At 32.5% G+C, this 18369-nt stretch carries 17 protein-coding genes and 1 tRNA gene; 10 read left to right on the top strand and 8 right to left on the bottom strand.

Annotated elements, in window-relative coordinates; translation table 11 throughout:
* Positions 1-2 precede the first annotated feature (2 nt).
* Positions 3-1724, bottom strand: a complete 1722-nt coding sequence (locus C7H52_RS10620; RefSeq protein ID WP_106463876.1) for a M14 family metallopeptidase — start codon at positions 1722-1724, stop codon at positions 3-5.
* A 102-nt stretch (positions 1725-1826) separates the two neighbouring features.
* Between C7H52_RS10620 and C7H52_RS10615 the strand changes: the two genes are divergently transcribed.
* The gene (locus C7H52_RS10615; protein WP_106463875.1) at positions 1827-3488 is read left to right on the top strand and encodes a SulP family inorganic anion transporter; all 1662 of its coding nucleotides are present in this window, start codon (positions 1827-1829) and stop codon (positions 3486-3488) included.
* Between the two features lie 39 nt (positions 3489-3527).
* Here C7H52_RS10615 and C7H52_RS10610 read toward each other — a convergent pair.
* Positions 3528-3601: transfer RNA gene (locus tag C7H52_RS10610), tRNA-Arg, on the bottom strand.
* Between the two features lie 75 nt (positions 3602-3676).
* Between C7H52_RS10610 and C7H52_RS10605 the strand changes: the two genes are divergently transcribed.
* On the top strand, positions 3677-4192 hold the full coding sequence (locus C7H52_RS10605; RefSeq protein ID WP_106463874.1) for an adenine phosphoribosyltransferase: 516 nt from the start codon (positions 3677-3679) through the stop codon (positions 4190-4192).
* Here the strand turns inward: C7H52_RS10605 and C7H52_RS10600 are convergent.
* Entirely contained in the window at positions 4189-4341 is a 153-nt protein-coding gene (locus C7H52_RS10600; protein ID WP_106463873.1) for an SsrA-binding protein, read from the bottom strand. The two genes, C7H52_RS10605 and C7H52_RS10600, sit on opposite strands and share 4 nt — an antisense overlap.
* A gap of 472 nt (positions 4342-4813) precedes the next feature.
* Between C7H52_RS10600 and C7H52_RS10595 the strand changes: the two genes are divergently transcribed.
* Both C7H52_RS10595 and C7H52_RS10590 read left to right on the top strand, forming a co-directional pair.
* On the top strand, positions 4814-6778 hold the full coding sequence (locus C7H52_RS10595) for an endonuclease (protein WP_106463872.1): 1965 nt from the start codon (positions 4814-4816) through the stop codon (positions 6776-6778).
* Between the two features lie 113 nt (positions 6779-6891).
* Entirely contained in the window at positions 6892-7836 is a 945-nt protein-coding gene (locus C7H52_RS10590) for a calcium/sodium antiporter (RefSeq protein WP_106463871.1), read from the top strand.
* Between the two features lie 89 nt (positions 7837-7925).
* On the opposite strand, the gene C7H52_RS10585 is transcribed toward C7H52_RS10590, so the two are convergent.
* Complete coding sequence (locus C7H52_RS10585; protein WP_106463870.1) at positions 7926-8942, bottom strand: glutamine synthetase beta-grasp domain-containing protein; 1017 nt, start codon at positions 8940-8942, stop codon at positions 7926-7928.
* Positions 8943-9122: 180 nt separating this feature from the next.
* Between C7H52_RS10585 and C7H52_RS10580 the strand changes: the two genes are divergently transcribed.
* The 3 genes from C7H52_RS10580 to C7H52_RS10570 are packed head-to-tail and all read left to right on the top strand — an operon-like array spanning position 9123 to position 13515.
* Positions 9123-11309: a glutamine synthetase III family protein gene (locus C7H52_RS10580; protein WP_106463869.1), complete on the top strand. Its 2187-nt coding sequence runs from the start codon at positions 9123-9125 to the stop codon at positions 11307-11309.
* Positions 11310-11363: 54 nt separating this feature from the next.
* On the top strand, positions 11364-12545 hold the full coding sequence (locus C7H52_RS10575; protein ID WP_106463868.1) for an AIR synthase related protein: 1182 nt from the start codon (positions 11364-11366) through the stop codon (positions 12543-12545).
* A 13-nt stretch (positions 12546-12558) separates the two neighbouring features.
* Positions 12559-13515: a DUF3078 domain-containing protein gene (locus tag C7H52_RS10570; RefSeq protein ID WP_106463867.1), complete on the top strand. Its 957-nt coding sequence runs from the start codon at positions 12559-12561 to the stop codon at positions 13513-13515.
* 10 nt (positions 13516-13525) lie between these two features.
* Here the strand turns inward: C7H52_RS10570 and C7H52_RS10565 are convergent, their stop codons facing one another.
* Entirely contained in the window at positions 13526-14170 is a 645-nt protein-coding gene (locus C7H52_RS10565; protein WP_106463866.1) for an ATP-binding cassette domain-containing protein, read from the bottom strand.
* Positions 14167-14517 carry a hypothetical protein gene (locus C7H52_RS10560; RefSeq protein ID WP_146130040.1) on the bottom strand — a complete coding sequence of 117 codons (351 nt, stop codon included), beginning with the start codon at positions 14515-14517 and terminating at the stop codon, positions 14167-14169. Before C7H52_RS10560 ends, C7H52_RS10565 begins: the two co-directional genes overlap by 4 nt.
* A gap of 38 nt (positions 14518-14555) precedes the next feature.
* Here C7H52_RS10560 and prfA point away from each other — a divergent pair, with 38 nt between their 5' ends.
* From prfA to C7H52_RS10545, 3 genes are read left to right on the top strand one after another with little or no spacing between them, the layout of a single operon-like run.
* On the top strand, positions 14556-15632 hold the full coding sequence (prfA, locus tag C7H52_RS10555; protein WP_106463864.1) for a peptide chain release factor 1: 1077 nt from the start codon (positions 14556-14558) through the stop codon (positions 15630-15632).
* Positions 15633-15679: 47 nt separating this feature from the next.
* Positions 15680-16501 (top strand): orotidine-5'-phosphate decarboxylase, encoded by an 822-nt coding sequence (gene pyrF / locus C7H52_RS10550; protein ID WP_106463863.1) that lies wholly within the window; start codon positions 15680-15682, stop codon positions 16499-16501.
* Between the two features lies 1 nt (position 16502).
* Positions 16503-17243 carry an ABC transporter substrate-binding protein gene (locus tag C7H52_RS10545; protein ID WP_106463862.1) on the top strand — a complete coding sequence of 247 codons (741 nt, stop codon included), beginning with the start codon at positions 16503-16505 and terminating at the stop codon, positions 17241-17243.
* Here the strand turns inward: C7H52_RS10545 and C7H52_RS10540 are convergent.
* A complete protein-coding gene (locus tag C7H52_RS10540) occupies positions 17223-17405 on the bottom strand; it encodes a Lacal_2735 family protein (RefSeq protein WP_106463861.1) in 183 nt (60 codons plus the stop codon). The genes C7H52_RS10545 and C7H52_RS10540 overlap by 21 nt on opposite strands.
* Positions 17406-17606: 201 nt before the next feature.
* Positions 17607-18311 (bottom strand): DUF4197 domain-containing protein, encoded by a 705-nt coding sequence (locus C7H52_RS10535; protein WP_106463860.1) that lies wholly within the window; start codon positions 18309-18311, stop codon positions 17607-17609.
* Between the last annotated feature and the right edge of the window lie 58 nt (positions 18312-18369).

Genomic DNA, 18369 nt, shown 5'->3' with positions numbered 1-18369 from the left:
TCTTATTTCTCAATCCTATAAATAGGATAGGTCATGTGAGCGTTTTCATAATTTGGGCTCTGTTTGTGAAGCCAATCGAGTTGTTCATACCAGTTTTCTGCGAATTTCTGATCATTTATTTTTTTTGATTCAAATTCATTTTTTAATTCTGGGTCACTACTTAACAGTTCAACAGCTTTATCTTCCCAAACATAAGGTGAAAAACCTTCTTTTTGTTGTAAAATAGTATCGAAAAAATTCCAGTTAAAAAAAGAATCAGGAGCTTGTGGCTCTAGTGTTTCTAAAACATATCTTACAGCTGTTTGATTCGTAAAAACTAACAAATCCCCTTTTTTAAATGCAAGCGTTTTATTAAGGCTATTAACTTTAGTGTTATAATGTAAATAGTGACCTTCGTATGGCGAATTCCTAGTTTCATAGCTTTTAATTTTATATTGGCTAACTTCAATAAGTGTATCTTTTTTTAGCACTTCATACTGCACCTTATTTAAGTCTAACAACTCTACAATATCATGCCAGCCTTGAGGTATAATATATGCTTCTGGAATTGTTATTTCATTACTTGATACAAAGTAGTTTTGATAAACTACAGGCTTTGTGAATGGTTTATTTGGGTCGTATTTAAGGCGTTTTTGCCCGGTTATTTCACTGTCGATAAATTCACCTTCAAATCCTTTAAACTGTATAGTAGTGTGTCTAGTAGTGTCTATTTTCCAGTCTAATGCGTATGATTTCGAAGTTTTGTAAAATGAACTCTGTTGTTTTTTAAGGTCTATAATTTTTAAATAATCTGCTTCAGAAATTTCTATCATACTCTGCATTAATTCATATGTCCCTAAAACTCTTTGTTTGTATGGTTTTAGCATATGGGTTTCAACCATCATTCCAAGTGTGTGAAACAATGTGGTGTAACCTGTGGAATAACGTGGGTAATCCATAAATTGAGAAAAACCTTTTTCAGGGACACTATTAAAAACATTAACATATGGTGTAATATCCCAATCCTTTTCCTTTAATTTTTGCTCTAAACCTGGCATGAGATTTTTATGTAAATAATTTCCTAAAACACCATTAAGTTTATTATGTTGTGTAAATAAGTGGGTTAAGGTATATTGGTAATCGGCTCCATTACTTACGTGATTATCAATAAAAAGTTCTGGTTCAATGGAGTGAAATAACTTTGCGAAACTTTTTGCATTTTCAGTATCACATTTTATAAAATCACGATTTAAATCGAAGTTTCTGGCATTTCCTCTAAACCCATAAGCTTTTGGTCCATTTTGATTGGTTCTTGTAGAGCTATTTCTATTTAAACTACCACCAACATTATAAACAGGTATAGTTACTAGTTCATTATGTTTTGGAGCCTTTATTTTACCTTGTAAGATGTCTCTAAAAAGCATCATTGTAGCATCAATTCCGTCGCTTTCACCGGGATGAATTCCATTATTGATAAGTAATGTCACCAACTCATCAGAAGTTTCTTTTGGTTTTAAACTTACTGCGTGTAGAGGTTTTCCTGAGTCTGTTAAGCCAATAGAGTCTATAGTAACATTAGGGTAAGTAGAAGCTAATGCCTTATAAAAAGAAATTATTTCTTCATAAGTAGCAGTTTCAAGACCGTTACTTTTTTCAAAACGTGTTGTAAAATCAAACTTAGAACTCTCTTTCTTATTTTGACAAGCGATTATGAGTAATACTAAAATATATATACTTTTTTTCATCTAAAACGGTTTAGTGGAATCGGTTAAACACAAATATACATATATCCATTTGTGAATCTTTTAATTAAGCGTACTTTTGCATCTTCATTTATTTAAAAGATTATGACAGAATTTATTCGTAAAATCGTGCCAAATGCTAAAGATGATGTACTGGCAGGTATTACTGTTTCTTTAGCTATGATTCCAGAGGTTGTTGCGTTTGCATTTGTGGCTCAAATTGATCCTCTAATGGCACTTTCCGGAGCTTTTATTATAGGTTTAATTGCAGCAATATTTGGTGGACGTCCAGGTCTTATCTCTGGAGCTGCAGGTGCAGTAGCTGTTATTTTTGTAACTATGATTGCAGATGGACATACGAAAGGTATGTTATTTGACCAGCCTGTGGAAAACATGGGGTTCTTTTATTTAATGGCTTGTGTTATTTTAATGGGTTTAATTCAAATCTTTGCTGGAGTTTTTAAGTTGGGCCGATTTGTGCGGTTGATACCACATCCTGTAATGATGGGATTTGTAAATGGTTTGGCTATTGTTATATTCTGGGCACAAGTTAAAATGTTTTCGCATAAATCGTTACAAGTGTCTTCTGATGGCGTTAAAGAGTATGTAAGTACTTTTATGCAAGGAATTGAGCTTTATATTATGATAGGTCTAGTGGCGTTAACTATGGCAGTTATCTGGTTGTTACCAAGAATTACTACTAAAATCCCTGCTGCTTTAACAGCTATATTTATTACAACGTTGGTTGTTGTTGGCTTAGATTTAAATGTGTCTACTGTTGGATCTTATATTATTGAAGGTGGCGGAACGGGTTTAAAAGGCGAATTTCCAACACCAAACTTAGAGTTGTGGCAAAATTTGCCATTTAATTTAGATACGCTTCAATTTATATTGCCATATGCATTTTTGGCAGCATCTGTAGGTTTAATAGAGTCTTTAATGACTATGAATTTGGTAGATGAATTGACTGAAAGTAGAGGAGATGGCAATAGAGAATGTATTGCACAAGGTGCTGGTAATATGGTGTCTGGTCTTTTTGGAGGCACTGGAGGTTGTGGTATGATAGGTCAAACGGTTATTAATATTAATGCGGGCGGACGCGGAAGGTTATCTGGTATTATGATGGCAGTAACCTTATTAACTTTTATTTTGTTTACTGATAAATTAATAGAACAAGTTCCTATTGCTGCATTAATTGGAGTTATGTTTATGATGGTTATAGAAACTTTTGCGTGGTCTAGTTTTAGAATTATGCGTAAAATCCCTAAAAGCGATGCAGCAGTATTAATTATTGTTTCTGCGGTTACAGTTATATTCGATTTAGCAATTGCTGTTTTTGTAGGTGTTATTATTTCTGCTTTGGTATTTGCTTGGGAAAATGCAAAAAAAATTAGAGCAAGAAAACGAATTAAAGATGACGGAACTAAAGTTTATGAAATTTGGGGACCACTTTTTTTCGGAAGTATTCAAGCTTTTAATGATAAATTTGATGTTAAAAATGATCCAGTTAAAGTGGAAATAGATTTTGTAGAGTCACGTATTAGTGATCATTCTGCTTTAGAGGCTATATTTAATCTGGTAGAGAAGTATGAATCAGAAAATAAACAAATCAAATTAAAGCATTTAAGTGAGGATTGTAAAGCTCTTCTTTATAAGGCAAGTCCAAAATTTAGAAGTGTTATTGTTGAAGATGTAGACGATCCAAGATACTATTTAGCGGCAAATCCGGAAGATTTTCCTAAATCGTTAAAAGAGTATAAATTTTAAATAAAAAACCCTAACTAAATTTAGTTAGGGTTTTTTTTGTGACCTCGACAGGATTCAAACCTGTAACCTCTTGAGCCGTAATCAAGTGCGCTATTCAGTTGCGCCACGAGGCCTTTTTTTGTGAGTGCAAATATAAATATATTTTGCATTAAGCTCAAAGAATAATTATATTTTTTTATTTTTAATCTATGAAAGACTTATTACACCTTATTCAAGACGTGCCAGATTTTCCTAAAAAAGGAATTGTATTTAAAGATATTACGCCATTATTAAAAGATCATTCTGCGGTTAATACATGTTTAGAATATTTTATAAAAGCACTTGAAGGTGTTAAAATTGATAAGGTTGTAGGCATAGAGTCTAGAGGATTTTTATTTGGAATGTTATTAGCACAACGCTTAGGTGTAGGGTTTGTTCCAATTAGAAAACCCGGAAAACTACCTGGAAAAGTCTTGTCTGAAAATTATAACCTTGAATATGGTACAGATGCTTTAGAAATACATGAAAATGCTATTGCGCCTGGAGAAAAAGTGTTAATTCATGACGATGTTCTGGCTACTGGTGGCACAGCAAAAGCAGCTTGTAATTTAGTAGAGCGTTTAAATGCCGAGGTGGTTGCAGTAAATTTTTTAATAGAATTAACCTTTTTAGATGGTGCAAAGCAATTAAGCCCTTATAGTAGCCATTCTATTTTCAGATTTTAATCCAATGCATTTTTAGTTACATAAACACGCCAGCCAAATAAAGCTAATTGTAGCTTAGATGCTTTGGTTAAATCTACACGTCTTTTACTAAGACTTGGTAGAATGGCCTTATTAATTTGTGCTAAAACCTTAAAAAAATATTTTTTCATGTCACTTTTACTTTATACAAAATTAGAGTAAAACTTATTCTAGAACTAAGTTTTACATTAATTTATCCAATTAAACTTAAAATTAATTCGACAATAAAAGTAATAAGTGCAATCATGGTTTTTAATTTTTAGAGATTAAACATTTTAACTATACGCCCAATATATCAAAGTCTATTCTTCTGCAATTATAAAAAACTAATTATCTGTAAAATTAACTATGAATATATAAGTTAATAAACGTAAGTTGTTGTAGTATTTTTAATTTATCCTATATTTTTATTTGTAATTGAAACTGTATATTCGTTATTTGTAATAAAATGTAACAATTGAAGGTGTTTTTTAGACTTGTTTTTTTTATACAAGGCTCAGTTCATTTAAAAATGTGCTTTTTTGTTACTTTTTGTTTCAATACAAAGATTTAACGAATTAATTTCCTGCCACTTAATGGAAAACCAATATCTTTGAAAAAAAAATGATGAAATTATATTTAGTACTTTGTTTTTCAATATTTACCTCAATTATATGTGCACAAAATATTGTAATTAACGAATTGGACTGTGATAGTCCAGGTTTTGATGATAAAGAATTTATTGAGTTAAAATCTGATGTTCCAAATCTCGCTTTAGACGGTTATGTTTTAGTGTTTTTCAACGGTTCTTCGTCTGGGGGAAATACTAGTTATTTTACAATAGATTTGGATGGTGGAGTAACAGACTCTAATGGCTTATTTGTTATTGCAAGCGATAAACTAACTCCATTTCCTCAAATGCTTATTTCAGAAAGTGTTATTCAAAACGGAGCGGACGCTGTGGGGTTGTATGTTGGAAGTTTTTTTGATTTTCCAAACGGAACATTAGCAACACAAAACAACTTAGTGGATGCAATGGTCTATGGGACCAATGATCCTGAAGCAACAGGTTTATTAGCCTTGTTGGGTGAAACAACTCAATATAATGATAATGGAACAACCTCTAATCCTAAATCTATTCAGCGTTATGTAGATGGGATGGGTAACGAAACTTTTGCGGCAGCTACACCAACACCACGTCAAAATAATGATGACACGTCTCCTCTTAAGGCTTTGGAAATTTCTACAACAGCTTTACAGTTCGACGAGGGTACTAGTTTTGATATTACATTTTCAACTTTAGCACCATTAAGTTCCGACTATAATTTTGATTTTACTTTGTCTAATGGCGATTTTGATACTTCGGATTTTACTGGTAATTTAAATTTAACTCTACCGGCAGGTCAAACTTCTGTGTCAACAACCATCACTTTAGTAGACGATACTTTAGATGAAGGAGATGAAGAACTAAAAATTGTTTTTGGTAATCTACCAGATCCTTTAATCCCTTTTAACAATTTTATCATAGTTAGAGTTGTAGATAATGATTTTGTGGTTGCGCCATATGGTACGCCAGTAAACCCTACTTATGGTATTGTTGCAAGCACACAGCCAGCAGGTTATTATGATAGTATTGATGGATTATCTGGTGCTGCTTTAGAACAAGCCATTCAGGATATAATTGCAGATCCATCAATTGTAAGAGCGCAAACATATAATGATGTGATTGATATTTTAGCAGAAGCAGATATAAGTCCAGAAAATAGTAATAAGGTTTGGTTAGTTTATACAGAACAAAGCCGTCCTATTTTAGATTATCAAACAGGCTCTACAAGTACTGGGAAATGGAATAGGGAGCATACGTTTCCGAGATCATTAGCTGGTTATTTTAGTATAGAGGCTGACGAAATTCGTGATGGTAGAGATATATTCTGGACAACAAAAGCAGATTCTTTACGTCATGGCAATAGTGATGCACATGCTTTAAGAGCAGCAGATGGCCCAGAAAACAGTAGTCGTAATAATCAACATTATGGTGAGTATAACGGACCAATGGGAAATCAAGGAAGTTTTAAGGGTGACGTTGCTCGAAGTGTTTTGTTTTTGCAACTAAGATATAATGGATTAAGTGTGGTTAACGGGTTTCCTTCTGTTTCAGGGCAAATGGGAGACTTAACTACTTTATTAGACTGGCATAGAAATGATCCACCTGACGATTTTGAGATGAATAGAAATAATGTAGTGTATACATGGCAATTCAATAGAAATCCATTAATTGATATGCCTGACTTAGTAGAATATATATGGGGAAATAATGTAGGTGATGTCTGGAATAACTCTTTAAGTACGCCTACTTTTGAAAAAGACAATTTCGTTATGTATCCTAATCCAGCTTCAGATAAACTCTATATTTCAGGTTTGCAATCTCAAGCTAAAATAACTATTTATTCAACTGAAGGGCGAAAAGTTCTTTCTAAGAATTTCAGTGTTAACGATAGAGTTGTGAACTTAAATTTAAGTAGTGGTTTGTATCTTGTTAATATTAGTACTGAAAAAACTAATATAACTAAGAAATTACAAGTTAAATAAACTTTTTAATATATTTAAAAGTCCGTAGATGTAATTGTCTACGGATTTTTTTGTGATTGCTTTTAAGGTAAATGTGCATATTTAATTAATTATATTCGCATAAAATTTAGAAAATGGAAAGTATAGGGTTTTTAATTTTAGGATTTATATTATTAGTTATTGGTGGAGAATTTTTGGTGCGTTCATCGGTTGGACTGTCTTTTAAACTAAATATTTCAAAAATTGTTATAGGAATGACTGTGGTGTCTTTTGCGACATCTGCTCCAGAGTTATTGGTAAGTTTACAAGCGGCTCTAAGTGGTTCTCCTGCTATTGCAATTAATAATGTTGTGGGTTCTAATATAGCTAATATTGGTCTGGTTTTAGGAATTACAGCTGTTGTAGGTTCTATTGCAGTAGATAAATCGTTTTATCAGGTTAATTGGCCTGTTATGATGGTGTTTTCTGGAGCATTATATTATTTTCTTCAAAATGACGGGCAATTAAGTCAGGTAGAAGGAATTATTCTTTTTGTGTCTTTAATTATTTTTGTTGTTTATATCGTAAAATTTCAGAAACAACCTTTAGAAGCAGAAGAGGTAGATGGGGCGTTAGCAGTAGTGTCAAATTTTAAAATAGTAATTTGGTTACTTATTGGAGCTTCAGCTTTGTACTTTGGTAGTGAGTGGCTGGTAAGAGGTGCTACAGACTTAGCTGTAGATTTAGGAGTTAGTGAAGCTGTTATTGGGGTTACTATGATTGCTATTGGAACTAGTGTTCCAGAACTTGCAGCTTCTGTAATTGCAGCAGCTAAAAAAGAAAAAGCTATATCTTTAGGTAACTTAATAGGTTCTAATATATTTAATATAGGTTCTGTATTGGGTTTAACTTCTATTATAAAACCTATTCAAGTTACAGAAGCTACAATTTTATCACGAGATATTTTCTGGATGATTTTATTTGCAGCTCTTGTTTTAATTTTGGCATTACTGCCATTAAAACATCAAATTAATAAATATAAAGGGTTCTTTCTGGTTGTGGTGTATGGTGTTTTTATTTTCTTAGTATTTAAAAACTAAAGCCATATTGGTTAAACTTTAATAAAAAAAGCACTTTCAATTTGTTGAAAGTGCTTTTTTAGTATGTAGTACTAACTAAAATTTATTAATTAGTGAATGTTTGCAGACTTAACAGTTTTAACAATACGTCCCGCAACTTTATATGGATCTGCATTAGAAGCAGGTCTTCTGTCTTCTAACCAACCTTTCCAGTTTTTCTCTACTGTAATAATTGGAATTCTAATAGATGCACCACGATCTGAGATACCATAGCTAAAGTCATCTATAGAAGCTGTTTCGTGCTTACCAGTTAAACGTTGGTCGTTAAACTCTCCGTATACTTCAATATGTTCTTTAACTACAGGTCTAAATGCTTCACAAATTTTCTCGTAAGTTTCTCGAGAACCACAAGTTCTTAAAACTTCGTTAGAGAAATTAGCGTGCATTCCAGATCCATTCCAATCTGTATCCCCTAAAGGTTTTGGATGGTATTCAATGTAATAACCATATTTTTCAGTAAGACGGTCTAGTAAATAACGTGCAACCCAAATTTCATCACCAGCTTTTTTTGCGCCTTTAGCAAATAATTGAAATTCCCACTGTCCAGAAGCAACTTCTTGATTAATACCTTCAAAATTTAAACCAGCATCAATACATAAATCCGCATGCTCTTCAACTAAATTACGTCCGTGGGTGTTTCTACCACCAACAGAGCAATAGTACATACCTTGTGGAGCAGGATAACCACCAATAGGGAATCCTAAAGGTAATTGTGTTTTCTTGTCCATAATAAAGTATTCTTGCTCAAAACCAAACCAGAAATCATTATCATCGTCATCTATTGTTGCTCTTCCGTTAGATACATGAGGTGTTCCGTCCGAATTTAAAACCTCTGTCATAACTAGAAACGCATCTCTACGTGCAGGATCTGGATAAATAGCAACTGGTTTAAGTAAACAATCAGAATTGTCGCCCATTGCTTGTCTAGTAGAACTACCGTCAAAAGACCACATAGGACATTCTTCAAGCGTTCCATTAAAGTCTTCTACAACTTTGGTTTTACTTCTCATGTTTTGAGTTGGTTTGTACCCATCTAACCAGATATATTCTAATTTAGTTTTAGCCATAATATAGTTTACAATTAAAAATTAATTTCTATGCAAATATAGAGTATATCGAAAAGCCCTAAAAAAAATAGGGTAAAAATTTTGATTAATTGTAAGAATGGGTTTGTATCCCTTAATAAATTAGGGTTATTAGGTATTTATTGTAATATCTTTTTATTTTTACATTCAAAAATATAGGGTATGTCAAATTTAAGATTTAATACGATAAGTAAGGTTCATGACCGTAAGCCTTTAAAACACAAATCAATAAAAAAAAGGTCTGCACATTTCGGGGAATATGTGTTTAGTCCAAATGTCATGCGCCAATATGTTTCTGAGGATATATTGGATGAAGTTGTTGATGCTATATATAATAAACGTAAAATAAATGGTAATGCAGCCGATTTGATTGCCTTAGGAATGAAAGAATGGGCAATCTCTAAAGGTGTTACGCATTATTCGCATTGGTTTCAGCCTTTAAGTGGTACTACAGCAGAAAAGCATGATGGATTTTTGGATCTTTTAGAAAATGGGATGGCTATAGAGCAGTTTCAAGGTAGTCAACTTATTCAACAGGAACCTGAGGCGGCTAGTTTCCCAAATGTAAGTTCTCGTAGTACGTTTGAGGCTAGGGGTTATTCTGCATGGGATCCATCTTCTCCAGCTTTTATATATGGTTCTACCTTATGTATTCCTACTATATTTGTGTCGTTTAATGGAGAAGCTTTAGACTACAAAACTCCTTTGTTGCGATCAATTAATATATTAAATGAAGCGTCTGTAGCAGTTTGTAAATATTTTGATAAAAATGTAAAACACGTTAAAGCTCAACTAGGCTGGGAGCAAGAATTTTATTTAATAGATCGGGCATTATTTAATTCTAGGCCAGATTTGGTATTAACAGGTCGAACTCTTGTGGGGCAGTCTGCAGCTAAGGGGCACCAAATTAATGATAACTATTTTGGGACCATTCCAAATAGAGTAATGGTGTTTTTAAAAGAGCTTGAAGATGAATGTACGCTGTTAGGGGTACCTCTAAAAACAAGGCATAATGAAGCGGCACCAAATCAATTTGAAATAGCACCAATATTTGAAGAAGCTAATCTTTCGATAGATCATAATTCACTTTTAATGGATGTGATGGATAGAATTTCTGAACGGCATTTTTTTAAGGTTTTATTCCATGAAAAACCATTTGATTACTTAAACGGTTCAGGTAAGCATAATAATTGGAGTTTAAGTACAGATACTGGAATTAATTTATTAAAACCAGGAAAAACTCCAATGGGAAATCTTCAGTTTTTAGCTTTTTTTATAAATACCATAAAAGCTGTTAACACCTATGAGTCATTACTAAGAGCATCAATTACTTCAGCAAGCAACGATTTAAGGTTAGGGCGGGATGAAGCACCACCAAATATTATATCTGTTTTTATAGGTGAAAAACTTAGCAAGGTTCTTCAGCAATTAGAAAAAGTATCAAAAGGGAAGTTGTCTCCAGATGAAAAAACCGATTTAAAATTGAATATTATTGGTCGAATTCCGGAAATTCTTTTAGATAATACCGATAGAAATAGAACATCACCTTTTGCATTTACAGGAAATAAATTCGAATTTAGGGCTGTAGGCTCCAAAACTAACTGTGCAAACCCTATTACGGTACTTAATACTATTGTAGCAAATCAATTACTAGAATTTAAGACTGAGGTTGATTTGTTAATTAGTAAAAAAGATTTACCTAAAGATGATGCTATTTTTAATGTATTAAGAGATTACATTAAAAGTTCAAAACATATTTTATATGAAGGAAATAGCTACAGTGAGCATTGGGTAAAAGAAGCTAAAAAACGAGGCTTAAGTCACGCATTAAATACACCAGAAGCATTAAAGGCAATGTTAACCCAATCTCATGTGGCTTTGTTTGAAAAGTATCAAGTGTTAAATAAGGTAGAGGTAAATGCTAGGTATACTATCGAATTGGAAGATTATATAAAAAGGGTTCAAATAGAAGGTCGTGTATTATCGGAACTTGTATTTAACCATATTATTCCTTCTGCAATCAATTATCAAAATGTTTTATTAAAGAATGTTGAAATCTTAAAAAGTATTTATAATGATGATTTTATATTACATGGAAAATCTCAACTGGAATTAATAGAGGCTATTTCTAAATACATTAGGCTAATAAAAACCGAAACAGATATTATGGTTCAGGCTAGAAAGAAAGCAAATGTTGTGGATGTTTTACAAAATAAAGCTATTATGTATTGTAATTCTGTTAGAACAATGTTTGAAAATATACGCTATAACTGTGATAAATTAGAGTTAATTGTAGACGATAATTTTTGGTCATTACCAAAATACAGAGAGTTATTATATACCAAATAAATCCTTTCGTTTTTAATAAGATTAAATATATTTGCAAGTGTAAAACCCACAATTATGAGCCAGGAAGTAAGTAAAAGATATGCGCAACGAGGTGTTTCGGCATCTAAAGAAGAAGTGCATAATGCTATTAAAAATATAGACAAAGGTTTATTTCCTAAAGCGTTCTGTAAAATTGTTCCAGATTATTTAACTAATGATGATGATTATTGTCTAATCATGCACGCAGATGGAGCAGGTACAAAATCTTCTTTGGCATATATGTACTGGAAGGAAACCGGAGACTTATCGGTTTGGAAAGGTATTGCTCAAGATGCCTTAATTATGAATATTGACGATTTGTTATGTGTTGGTGCTACAGATAACATCATGTTGTCTTCAACAATTGGTAGAAATAAAAATAATATTCCAGGTGAAGTGCTTTCGGCTATTATTAATGGAACAGAAGAGTTAATTGAAGATTTAAAAAAATTCGGTGTTACTATTCATTCTACAGGAGGCGAAACTGCCGATGTTGGAGATTTGGTTAGAACCATTATTGTAGATTCTACTGTAACGGCTCGCATTAAACGAAGTGATGTTGTAGATAACGCTAACATAAAAGCAGGAGATGTTATTGTTGGTTTAGAAAGTTTCGGTCAAGCGACTTACGAGTCGGGATATAATGGAGGAATGGGCTCTAACGGTTTAACTTCTGCACGACACGATGTATTTCATAAGTATTTAGCTGAAAAGTATCCTGAAAGTTATGATGCTGCGGTACCAGAAGACTTAGTGTATTCCGGTCAAGTAAAATTAACCGATAATGTTGAAAATGCGCCTATAGATGCTGGTAAATTAGTGTTATCTCCAACAAGAACCTATGCGCCAATTATAAAAGAGGTTTTGGCTCAATATAATAGTGACAAAGTTCATGGTATGGTACACTGTTCCGGTGGTGCCCAAACTAAAATCCTTCATTTTATAGATAATTTACATATTGTTAAAGATAATATGTTTAATGTGCCGCCATTATTCAAACTTATACAAGAACAATCTAAAACCGATTGGAAAGAAATGTATCAAGTATTTAATTGTGGTCATAGAATGGAGTTATATGTATCTCCAGATATTGCAGAGCAAATTATCAAAATTTCAAAATCTTATAATGTTAATGCTCAAGTAATTGGTCGTGTAGAAGCATCGGAAGCTAAAAAGCTTACAATAGAAAGCGAATTTGGAACGTTTAATTACGCATAAACGTTTTTTTTGCATGAAATTATTAAGATTTTTTATAGTTCTACTTGTGCTTTGTAGCACTCTAAATGCACAGCAAAACTCTGTTATTATAACTAAAAAGCCATTACCAGATTCCTTAAAACCTTGGAAAATTAAACATAAAGTTGGTGTTGATTTAAGTGAGGTAACTTTTGTGAACTGGAGTGCAGGTGGTAGTAATTCAATTTCTGCCTTAACTAATATTGTGAGTTCGGTTTCTTACAGAAAAGAAAGAGTATCTTGGGTAAATAGGGCGGTGCTAAGACTAGGAGGTAATAAACAAGAAGGTCAACGTATTAGAAAAACCGATGATGTTGTAGAGTTGTCTTCAAATTTTGGATTTCAAAAAGACTCCTTGTCTAACTGGTATTATTCGAGTCGTTTTAATGCAAAAACACAGATTTTAGATGGTTATAATTATCCTAATCGTGAAAAGCGTATTTCTAAATTTTTTGCTCCAGGATATGTTTTTGTTGGTTTAGGTGCAGAATATGGAAGAAACATTGAGGAATTTTCTTTATACCTTTCTCCGCTAACCTATAAAGGTACGTTTGTGTTAGATGAAGCATTGTCTAATGCAGGTGCTTTTGGTGTTGATAAAGCAGTTTTGGACAGTCAAGGAAATGTTATAAAAGATGGTGAGCGTGTAAGGTCTGAAATAGGTATACTGCTTCAAGGTACCTATGAAACCAATTTATTTGAAAATATCGATTTAAGGTCGCAAGTAGAGTTGTATACGGACTATTTGAATAGCTTCGGAAATGTAGATATTGACTGGGAATTTTTATTAGATTTTAAGGTCAATAGTTATGTAAAAGCAGGCTTGGGCTCTCATTTAATTTACGATGATGATATCGATGCTTTTGAAGAAAAAGATGGAGAGCAAATCAATAAAGGTCCTAAAATTCAATGGAAACAGATTTTGGGTATAGGAGTGGTTGTGGTATTTTAATTTATAATTACTAGAAATACTGCAAATCTTTTAGTTCATTTTCAGAGTTTATAAGTTTCATATTTCCTTTGTCTAAAAAATACAGTGTATCACTTAACCTCAAAATAGGCCTAAATATATGATCGGATATAAGTATAGCTTTATGTTGTTTCTCTTCATTAAAAAGTGATTCAAATTTTTCAACATATAAAGGTGATAGATGATTAAATGGTTCATCTAAAATTATGAAATTAGTGTTACTTTTAAGTATTAGATAAATTTCTATAATTCTGCGTTCGCCACCAGATAACCGACTTACGTTGTTATTGTGCTCAATTTTTAAATCGGGAAAATCCTTGGTAAATAATTCCAGACTTACCTCATAAAGTTTAAAAGCATTTTTTATAGAAATGTGTTTAGGAAGTAATTGTGTCTGCGGTAAGTAGGCTATTCTTTTTGAAATGTATAGAGGCTTCGTGCAAACTTTTTGGTTAACTTTAATATGTTGGTTCTGGGCTTTTTTGTTTCCAAAAAGAACGTTAAACAAACTGCTTTTACCACTACCGTTTCTTCCTAATAAACCTGTGATTTTACCTGTTTCAACCCTAAGATAAACACTGTTTAGTACTTTTTTTAATCCATATGTAAGTTCTATGCTATCTGCTTCAATGATCATAAAATAATGGATAAAATAAATAGTAGTGTACTTAAGGAGCTATCTAAAAAGTAGATACCTAATATAATTTGCCATGGTTGTATTCCTATATTTTGATAAAAAACAAAAGCAGATTTTTTATTGGTTTCATTAATAAGATACCAGATAAAAAAGGTTAGAAATAATTTTAATACTAAGATTAAAAATAAATTGGTGTTTAAACCTAATAATAGGATAGTTATTAATACAGATACTAAAATAGCGGGTTTATAAAAAATAAAAATAGCAGAAATTAATTTAGTCATAGTACTATAACTTGCAAACTTTAGGAATAGTGCAATAGGTTTATAAATATATGGTAAATTCATAAATTATCGTATTTTTGTTTATTCAATTTAGAAGATAAATGTTAGAGAAATTACAGATTGTTAAACAGCGTTTTGATGAGGTGAGTGACTTAATCATTCAACCAGATATTATATCAGATCAAAAGCGTTATGTGCAATTAAATAAGGAATATAAAGACTTGAACGCTTTAATGAAAAAGCGTGAAGAATATATAGAAGCGACAAATAATTTAGCCGAAGCTGAAGAGATTATTTCAGATGGTAGCGATGCCGAAATGGTGGATATGGCAAAAATGCAATATGATGAAGCTAAAGAAACTATTCCAAGATTAGAGGAAGAAATTCGTTTTATGCTTATTCCTAAAGATCCAACCGATGCTAAAAATGCGGTGGTAGAATTACGTGCCGGTACTGGTGGAGATGAAGCAAGTATTTTTGCAGGCGATTTATTTAGGATGTACACCAAGTATTGCGAAGGTAAGGGCTGGAAAGTTGATACGGTAGATTTTAGTGAAGGAACAAATGGCGGATTTAAAGAAATCCAATTTGAAGTTTCTGGCGAAGATGTATATGGTACTTTAAAATTTGAAGCTGGTGTACATCGTGTACAACGTGTGCCACAAACCGAAACTCAAGGACGTGTGCATACTAGTGCGGCAACCTGTATGGTGTTTCCAGAGGCTGAAGAATTTGATATTGAAATTAACCCAAAAGAAGTAAGAATAGATTTTTTCTGTTCTTCGGGTCCGGGTGGTCAGTCGGTAAATACAACGTATTCTGCAGTGCGTTTAACACACATTCCAACAGGTTTAGTGGCGCAATGTCAGGATCAAAAATCGCAGCATAAAAACAAAGAAAAAGCTTTTAAAGTGTTACGTTCAAGATTATACGATTTGGAGCTGGCTAAAAAGCAGGAAGAAGATGCAGCAATTAGAGGCTCACAGGTTACGTCTGGAGACCGTAGTGCTAAAATTAGAACCTATAACTATCCGCAAGGTCGTGTAACAGACCATAGAATTGGTTTAACTTTATACGATTTGCCAAATATTGTAAATGGTGATATTCAAAAAATTATAGACGAATTACAGTTGGCAGATAATACAGAAAAATTAAAAGCTAACGATAACGTTATGTAATAAATTGGCCTCTCTATGTAGAGGCTTTTTTCATTTAAAAAAATAAAATGACCACACAAGAACTTGTAGCACAAATAAAAGCCAAGCAATCTTTTTTATGTATTGGTTTGGATGTCGATTTAGATAAAATACCAGTAAGTTTATTACTTGAAGACGATCCTATTTTTGCATTTAATAAGGCTATTATAGATGCCACACACCATTTATGTGTAGCTTATAAGCCAAACACTGCTTTTTATGAAGCTTATGGTTTAAAAGGTTGGCAGTCTTTACAACGTACTATTGCTTATCTAAATGAAACTTATCCAGAGATTTTCACAATCGCAGATGCAAAACGTGGGGATATTGGAAATACGAGTACCATGTATGCTAAAGCTTTTTTTGAAGATTTAGAGTTTGATAGTGTTACGGTTGCACCTTATATGGGTAAAGATTCCGTAGAGCCATTTTTAGCCTTTAAAGATAAGCACACTATTTTGTTGGCGTTAACCTCAAATCAAGGGGCTTTTGATTTTCAAACACAAGCACTTCAGCAAAAAGCAGAGTTATACAAAACCGTTTTGGAAACCTCTAAAACTTGGGAAAATTCAGAACATTTAATGTATGTGGTTGGAGCTACAAAAGCCGAATTCTTCAAGGATATTCGCGCTATAGTTCCAGATAGTTTTTTATTGGTTCCTGGCGTAGGTGCACAAGGCGGCAACTTACAGGATGTTTGCAAATATGGTTTAAATAGTCAAGTGGGATTATTAATTAATTCTTCACGAGGCGTTATATACGCTTCAAATGAAGATGATTTTGCCGAAAAAGCAAAAGATAAAGCAGAGGAGCTTCAGCAGCAAATGGCAGAAATTCTACAAAATAATTAATATGCGTATTGTAAGTTTAGTACCATCTCAAACCGAACTTTTGCATGATTTAGGTTTAGAGGATCAAATTGTGGGTATCACCAAGTTTTGCGTACATCCGTATCATTACAAATCGGTAAAAACAATGGTTGGTGGGACTAAACAGATTAAAATTGAAAAAATAAAGGCATTAAACCCCGATATTATCCTTTGTAATAAGGAAGAAAATACCAAAGAAATTGTAGAAGCTTGTCAGGATATTTGCGAAGTGCATGTGTCCGAACTATATACTATTGAAGATACTCTAAAATTAATATCATATTATGGAGAACGCTTCAATAAACGCACTAATGCTGAAGCTATAAATGAAAAAATTAAGTATAAACTTCAGGATTTTAAAAAATTTATAGCAGATAAACCTAAAATTAAAGTAGCTTATTTTATATGGAGAAAACCTTGGATGGTTGCTGCAAAAAATACGTTTATAGATTATATGCTAACACTTAATAGGTTTGAAAATATCTATGGAAACTTAGAGCGTTATCCGGAAGTCGATATTACCAAAATCCAGCAAGAAGGCGACCCAGAAATAGTAATGCTATCTAGTGAGCCTTATCCGTTTAAAGATGAACATGCATTTGAAATTGGGCGTGTGGCGCACAACCCCAAAACTATTTTTGTAGATGGCGAACTATTTTCATGGTACGGATCAAGGCTTTTAAAGGCGTTCGACTATTTTAAATTACTTAGAGAACGGATCTAAGTAGTTTAAACGATTTAATTTATTTAAAACTTTAATCGCTTTGTATTCACAATAATCACTTAAAGCAGAGTCTGTCTGTCTAAAGTTGTAAGCCTGCTCCATTAAAATTTTGTGTTTGTAATTAAGCTTGGTCTTAAAAGATTTTAAATGCTGGTTTTGCATAGTGTTCTATTTAGAACATTAAATATACACAAAATATTGATACATAGATAGTTAAATAAATCAAAAAAACCACTTAAATAATAAGTGGTTTAATTTTTTACTAACTAATTCTATATAAAGAATACAAATACCTAAAGCAAAATTAGTTTAAAAGGACTTTAAGTGTGTTAAGCCTCTATTATCAAATAGTTAAGTTTAACTTTAATCTTGTAATGCAAACACTTTTTTTAGTAAGTCTGTTGTTCGTGAGCTTAATTGGGTTCTAATATCTTTTTCTTCAACAGCAATCATTCTATAAACACCTTTTAAAGCTTCTCCAGTAACATAATTGGTTAAATCTGGGTTAACATCAGTCGTAAAAGGAATGGCATTATATCTAGTAATCAAATTACTCCAAATATCATCTGCGCCTACTTTGCTAAATGATTTTTTTATAACAGGCTCAAAACTAGCAAATAACTGAGTTTCTGTATTTAATTTTAAATAATTGGTTGCTGCATCATCTGGACCCAATAAAATACCCTTAGCGTCTGCAAATGAAATATTTTTTACAGCATTAACAAAAATCGGAGTAGCTGTTCCAACAGCATCCTCTGCAGCACGATTTAAAACTTTTAAGCCCTCATCAGCTAAACTACTAAGACCTATATCTCTTAGTGCTTTGTCAACTTTTTGTAATTCTTCAGGCAATAAAATTTTAACTAATTCATTTCTGTAAAAACCGTCGGTTTGAGTTAGTTTGGTTACTTGTTTATCAATTCCAAAATCTAAAGCCTGGCGTAAACCATTTGCCATTTCTGTAGGTGTAATTCCTGTTCCTTGTGGAAGTGTGTCTATAACTTGTTGTAATTCGTTACAAGAAGTTAATACGAATAAAACTACGACAGTACATATTTTTTTAATCATAATGAGAGGTTTTTTACTTTTATGCCTCTAAAATAATTAAACAATTTAACTGAAGCAC

It is taken from the genome of Aurantibacter aestuarii, assembly GCF_003008425.1.
Classification (GTDB): domain Bacteria; phylum Bacteroidota; class Bacteroidia; order Flavobacteriales; family Flavobacteriaceae; genus Aurantibacter; species Aurantibacter aestuarii.
Note: the sequence above shows the minus strand (reverse complement) of the source record. Positions and strands in the feature narration are given on the sequence as shown.

What these genes read in the sequence shown, in the direction of transcription:
- C7H52_RS10620 (WP_106463876.1), bottom strand. Translation starts at nt 1,724, where the DNA reads ATGAAAAAAAGTATATATATTTTAGTATTACTCATAATCGCTTGTCAA.
- C7H52_RS10615 (WP_106463875.1), top strand. Translation starts at nt 1,827, where the DNA reads ATGACAGAATTTATTCGTAAAATCGTGCCAAATGCTAAAGATGATGTA.
- C7H52_RS10605 (WP_106463874.1), top strand. Translation starts at nt 3,677, where the DNA reads ATGAAAGACTTATTACACCTTATTCAAGACGTGCCAGATTTTCCTAAA.
- C7H52_RS10600 (WP_106463873.1), bottom strand. Translation starts at nt 4,341, where the DNA reads ATGAAAAAATATTTTTTTAAGGTTTTAGCACAAATTAATAAGGCCATT.
- C7H52_RS10595 (WP_106463872.1), top strand. Translation starts at nt 4,814, where the DNA reads ATGATGAAATTATATTTAGTACTTTGTTTTTCAATATTTACCTCAATT.
- C7H52_RS10590 (WP_106463871.1), top strand. Translation starts at nt 6,892, where the DNA reads ATGGAAAGTATAGGGTTTTTAATTTTAGGATTTATATTATTAGTTATT.
- C7H52_RS10585 (WP_106463870.1), bottom strand. Translation starts at nt 8,942, where the DNA reads ATGGCTAAAACTAAATTAGAATATATCTGGTTAGATGGGTACAAACCA.
- C7H52_RS10580 (WP_106463869.1), top strand. Translation starts at nt 9,123, where the DNA reads ATGTCAAATTTAAGATTTAATACGATAAGTAAGGTTCATGACCGTAAG.
- C7H52_RS10575 (WP_106463868.1), top strand. Translation starts at nt 11,364, where the DNA reads ATGAGCCAGGAAGTAAGTAAAAGATATGCGCAACGAGGTGTTTCGGCA.
- C7H52_RS10570 (WP_106463867.1), top strand. Translation starts at nt 12,559, where the DNA reads ATGAAATTATTAAGATTTTTTATAGTTCTACTTGTGCTTTGTAGCACT.
- C7H52_RS10565 (WP_106463866.1), bottom strand. Translation starts at nt 14,170, where the DNA reads ATGATCATTGAAGCAGATAGCATAGAACTTACATATGGATTAAAAAAA.
- C7H52_RS10560 (WP_146130040.1), bottom strand. Translation starts at nt 14,517, where the DNA reads ATGAATTTACCATATATTTATAAACCTATTGCACTATTCCTAAAGTTT.
- prfA (WP_106463864.1), top strand. Translation starts at nt 14,556, where the DNA reads ATGTTAGAGAAATTACAGATTGTTAAACAGCGTTTTGATGAGGTGAGT.
- pyrF (WP_106463863.1), top strand. Translation starts at nt 15,680, where the DNA reads ATGACCACACAAGAACTTGTAGCACAAATAAAAGCCAAGCAATCTTTT.
- C7H52_RS10545 (WP_106463862.1), top strand. Translation starts at nt 16,503, where the DNA reads ATGCGTATTGTAAGTTTAGTACCATCTCAAACCGAACTTTTGCATGAT.
- C7H52_RS10540 (WP_106463861.1), bottom strand. Translation starts at nt 17,405, where the DNA reads ATGCAAAACCAGCATTTAAAATCTTTTAAGACCAAGCTTAATTACAAA.
- C7H52_RS10535 (WP_106463860.1), bottom strand. Translation starts at nt 18,311, where the DNA reads ATGATTAAAAAAATATGTACTGTCGTAGTTTTATTCGTATTAACTTCT.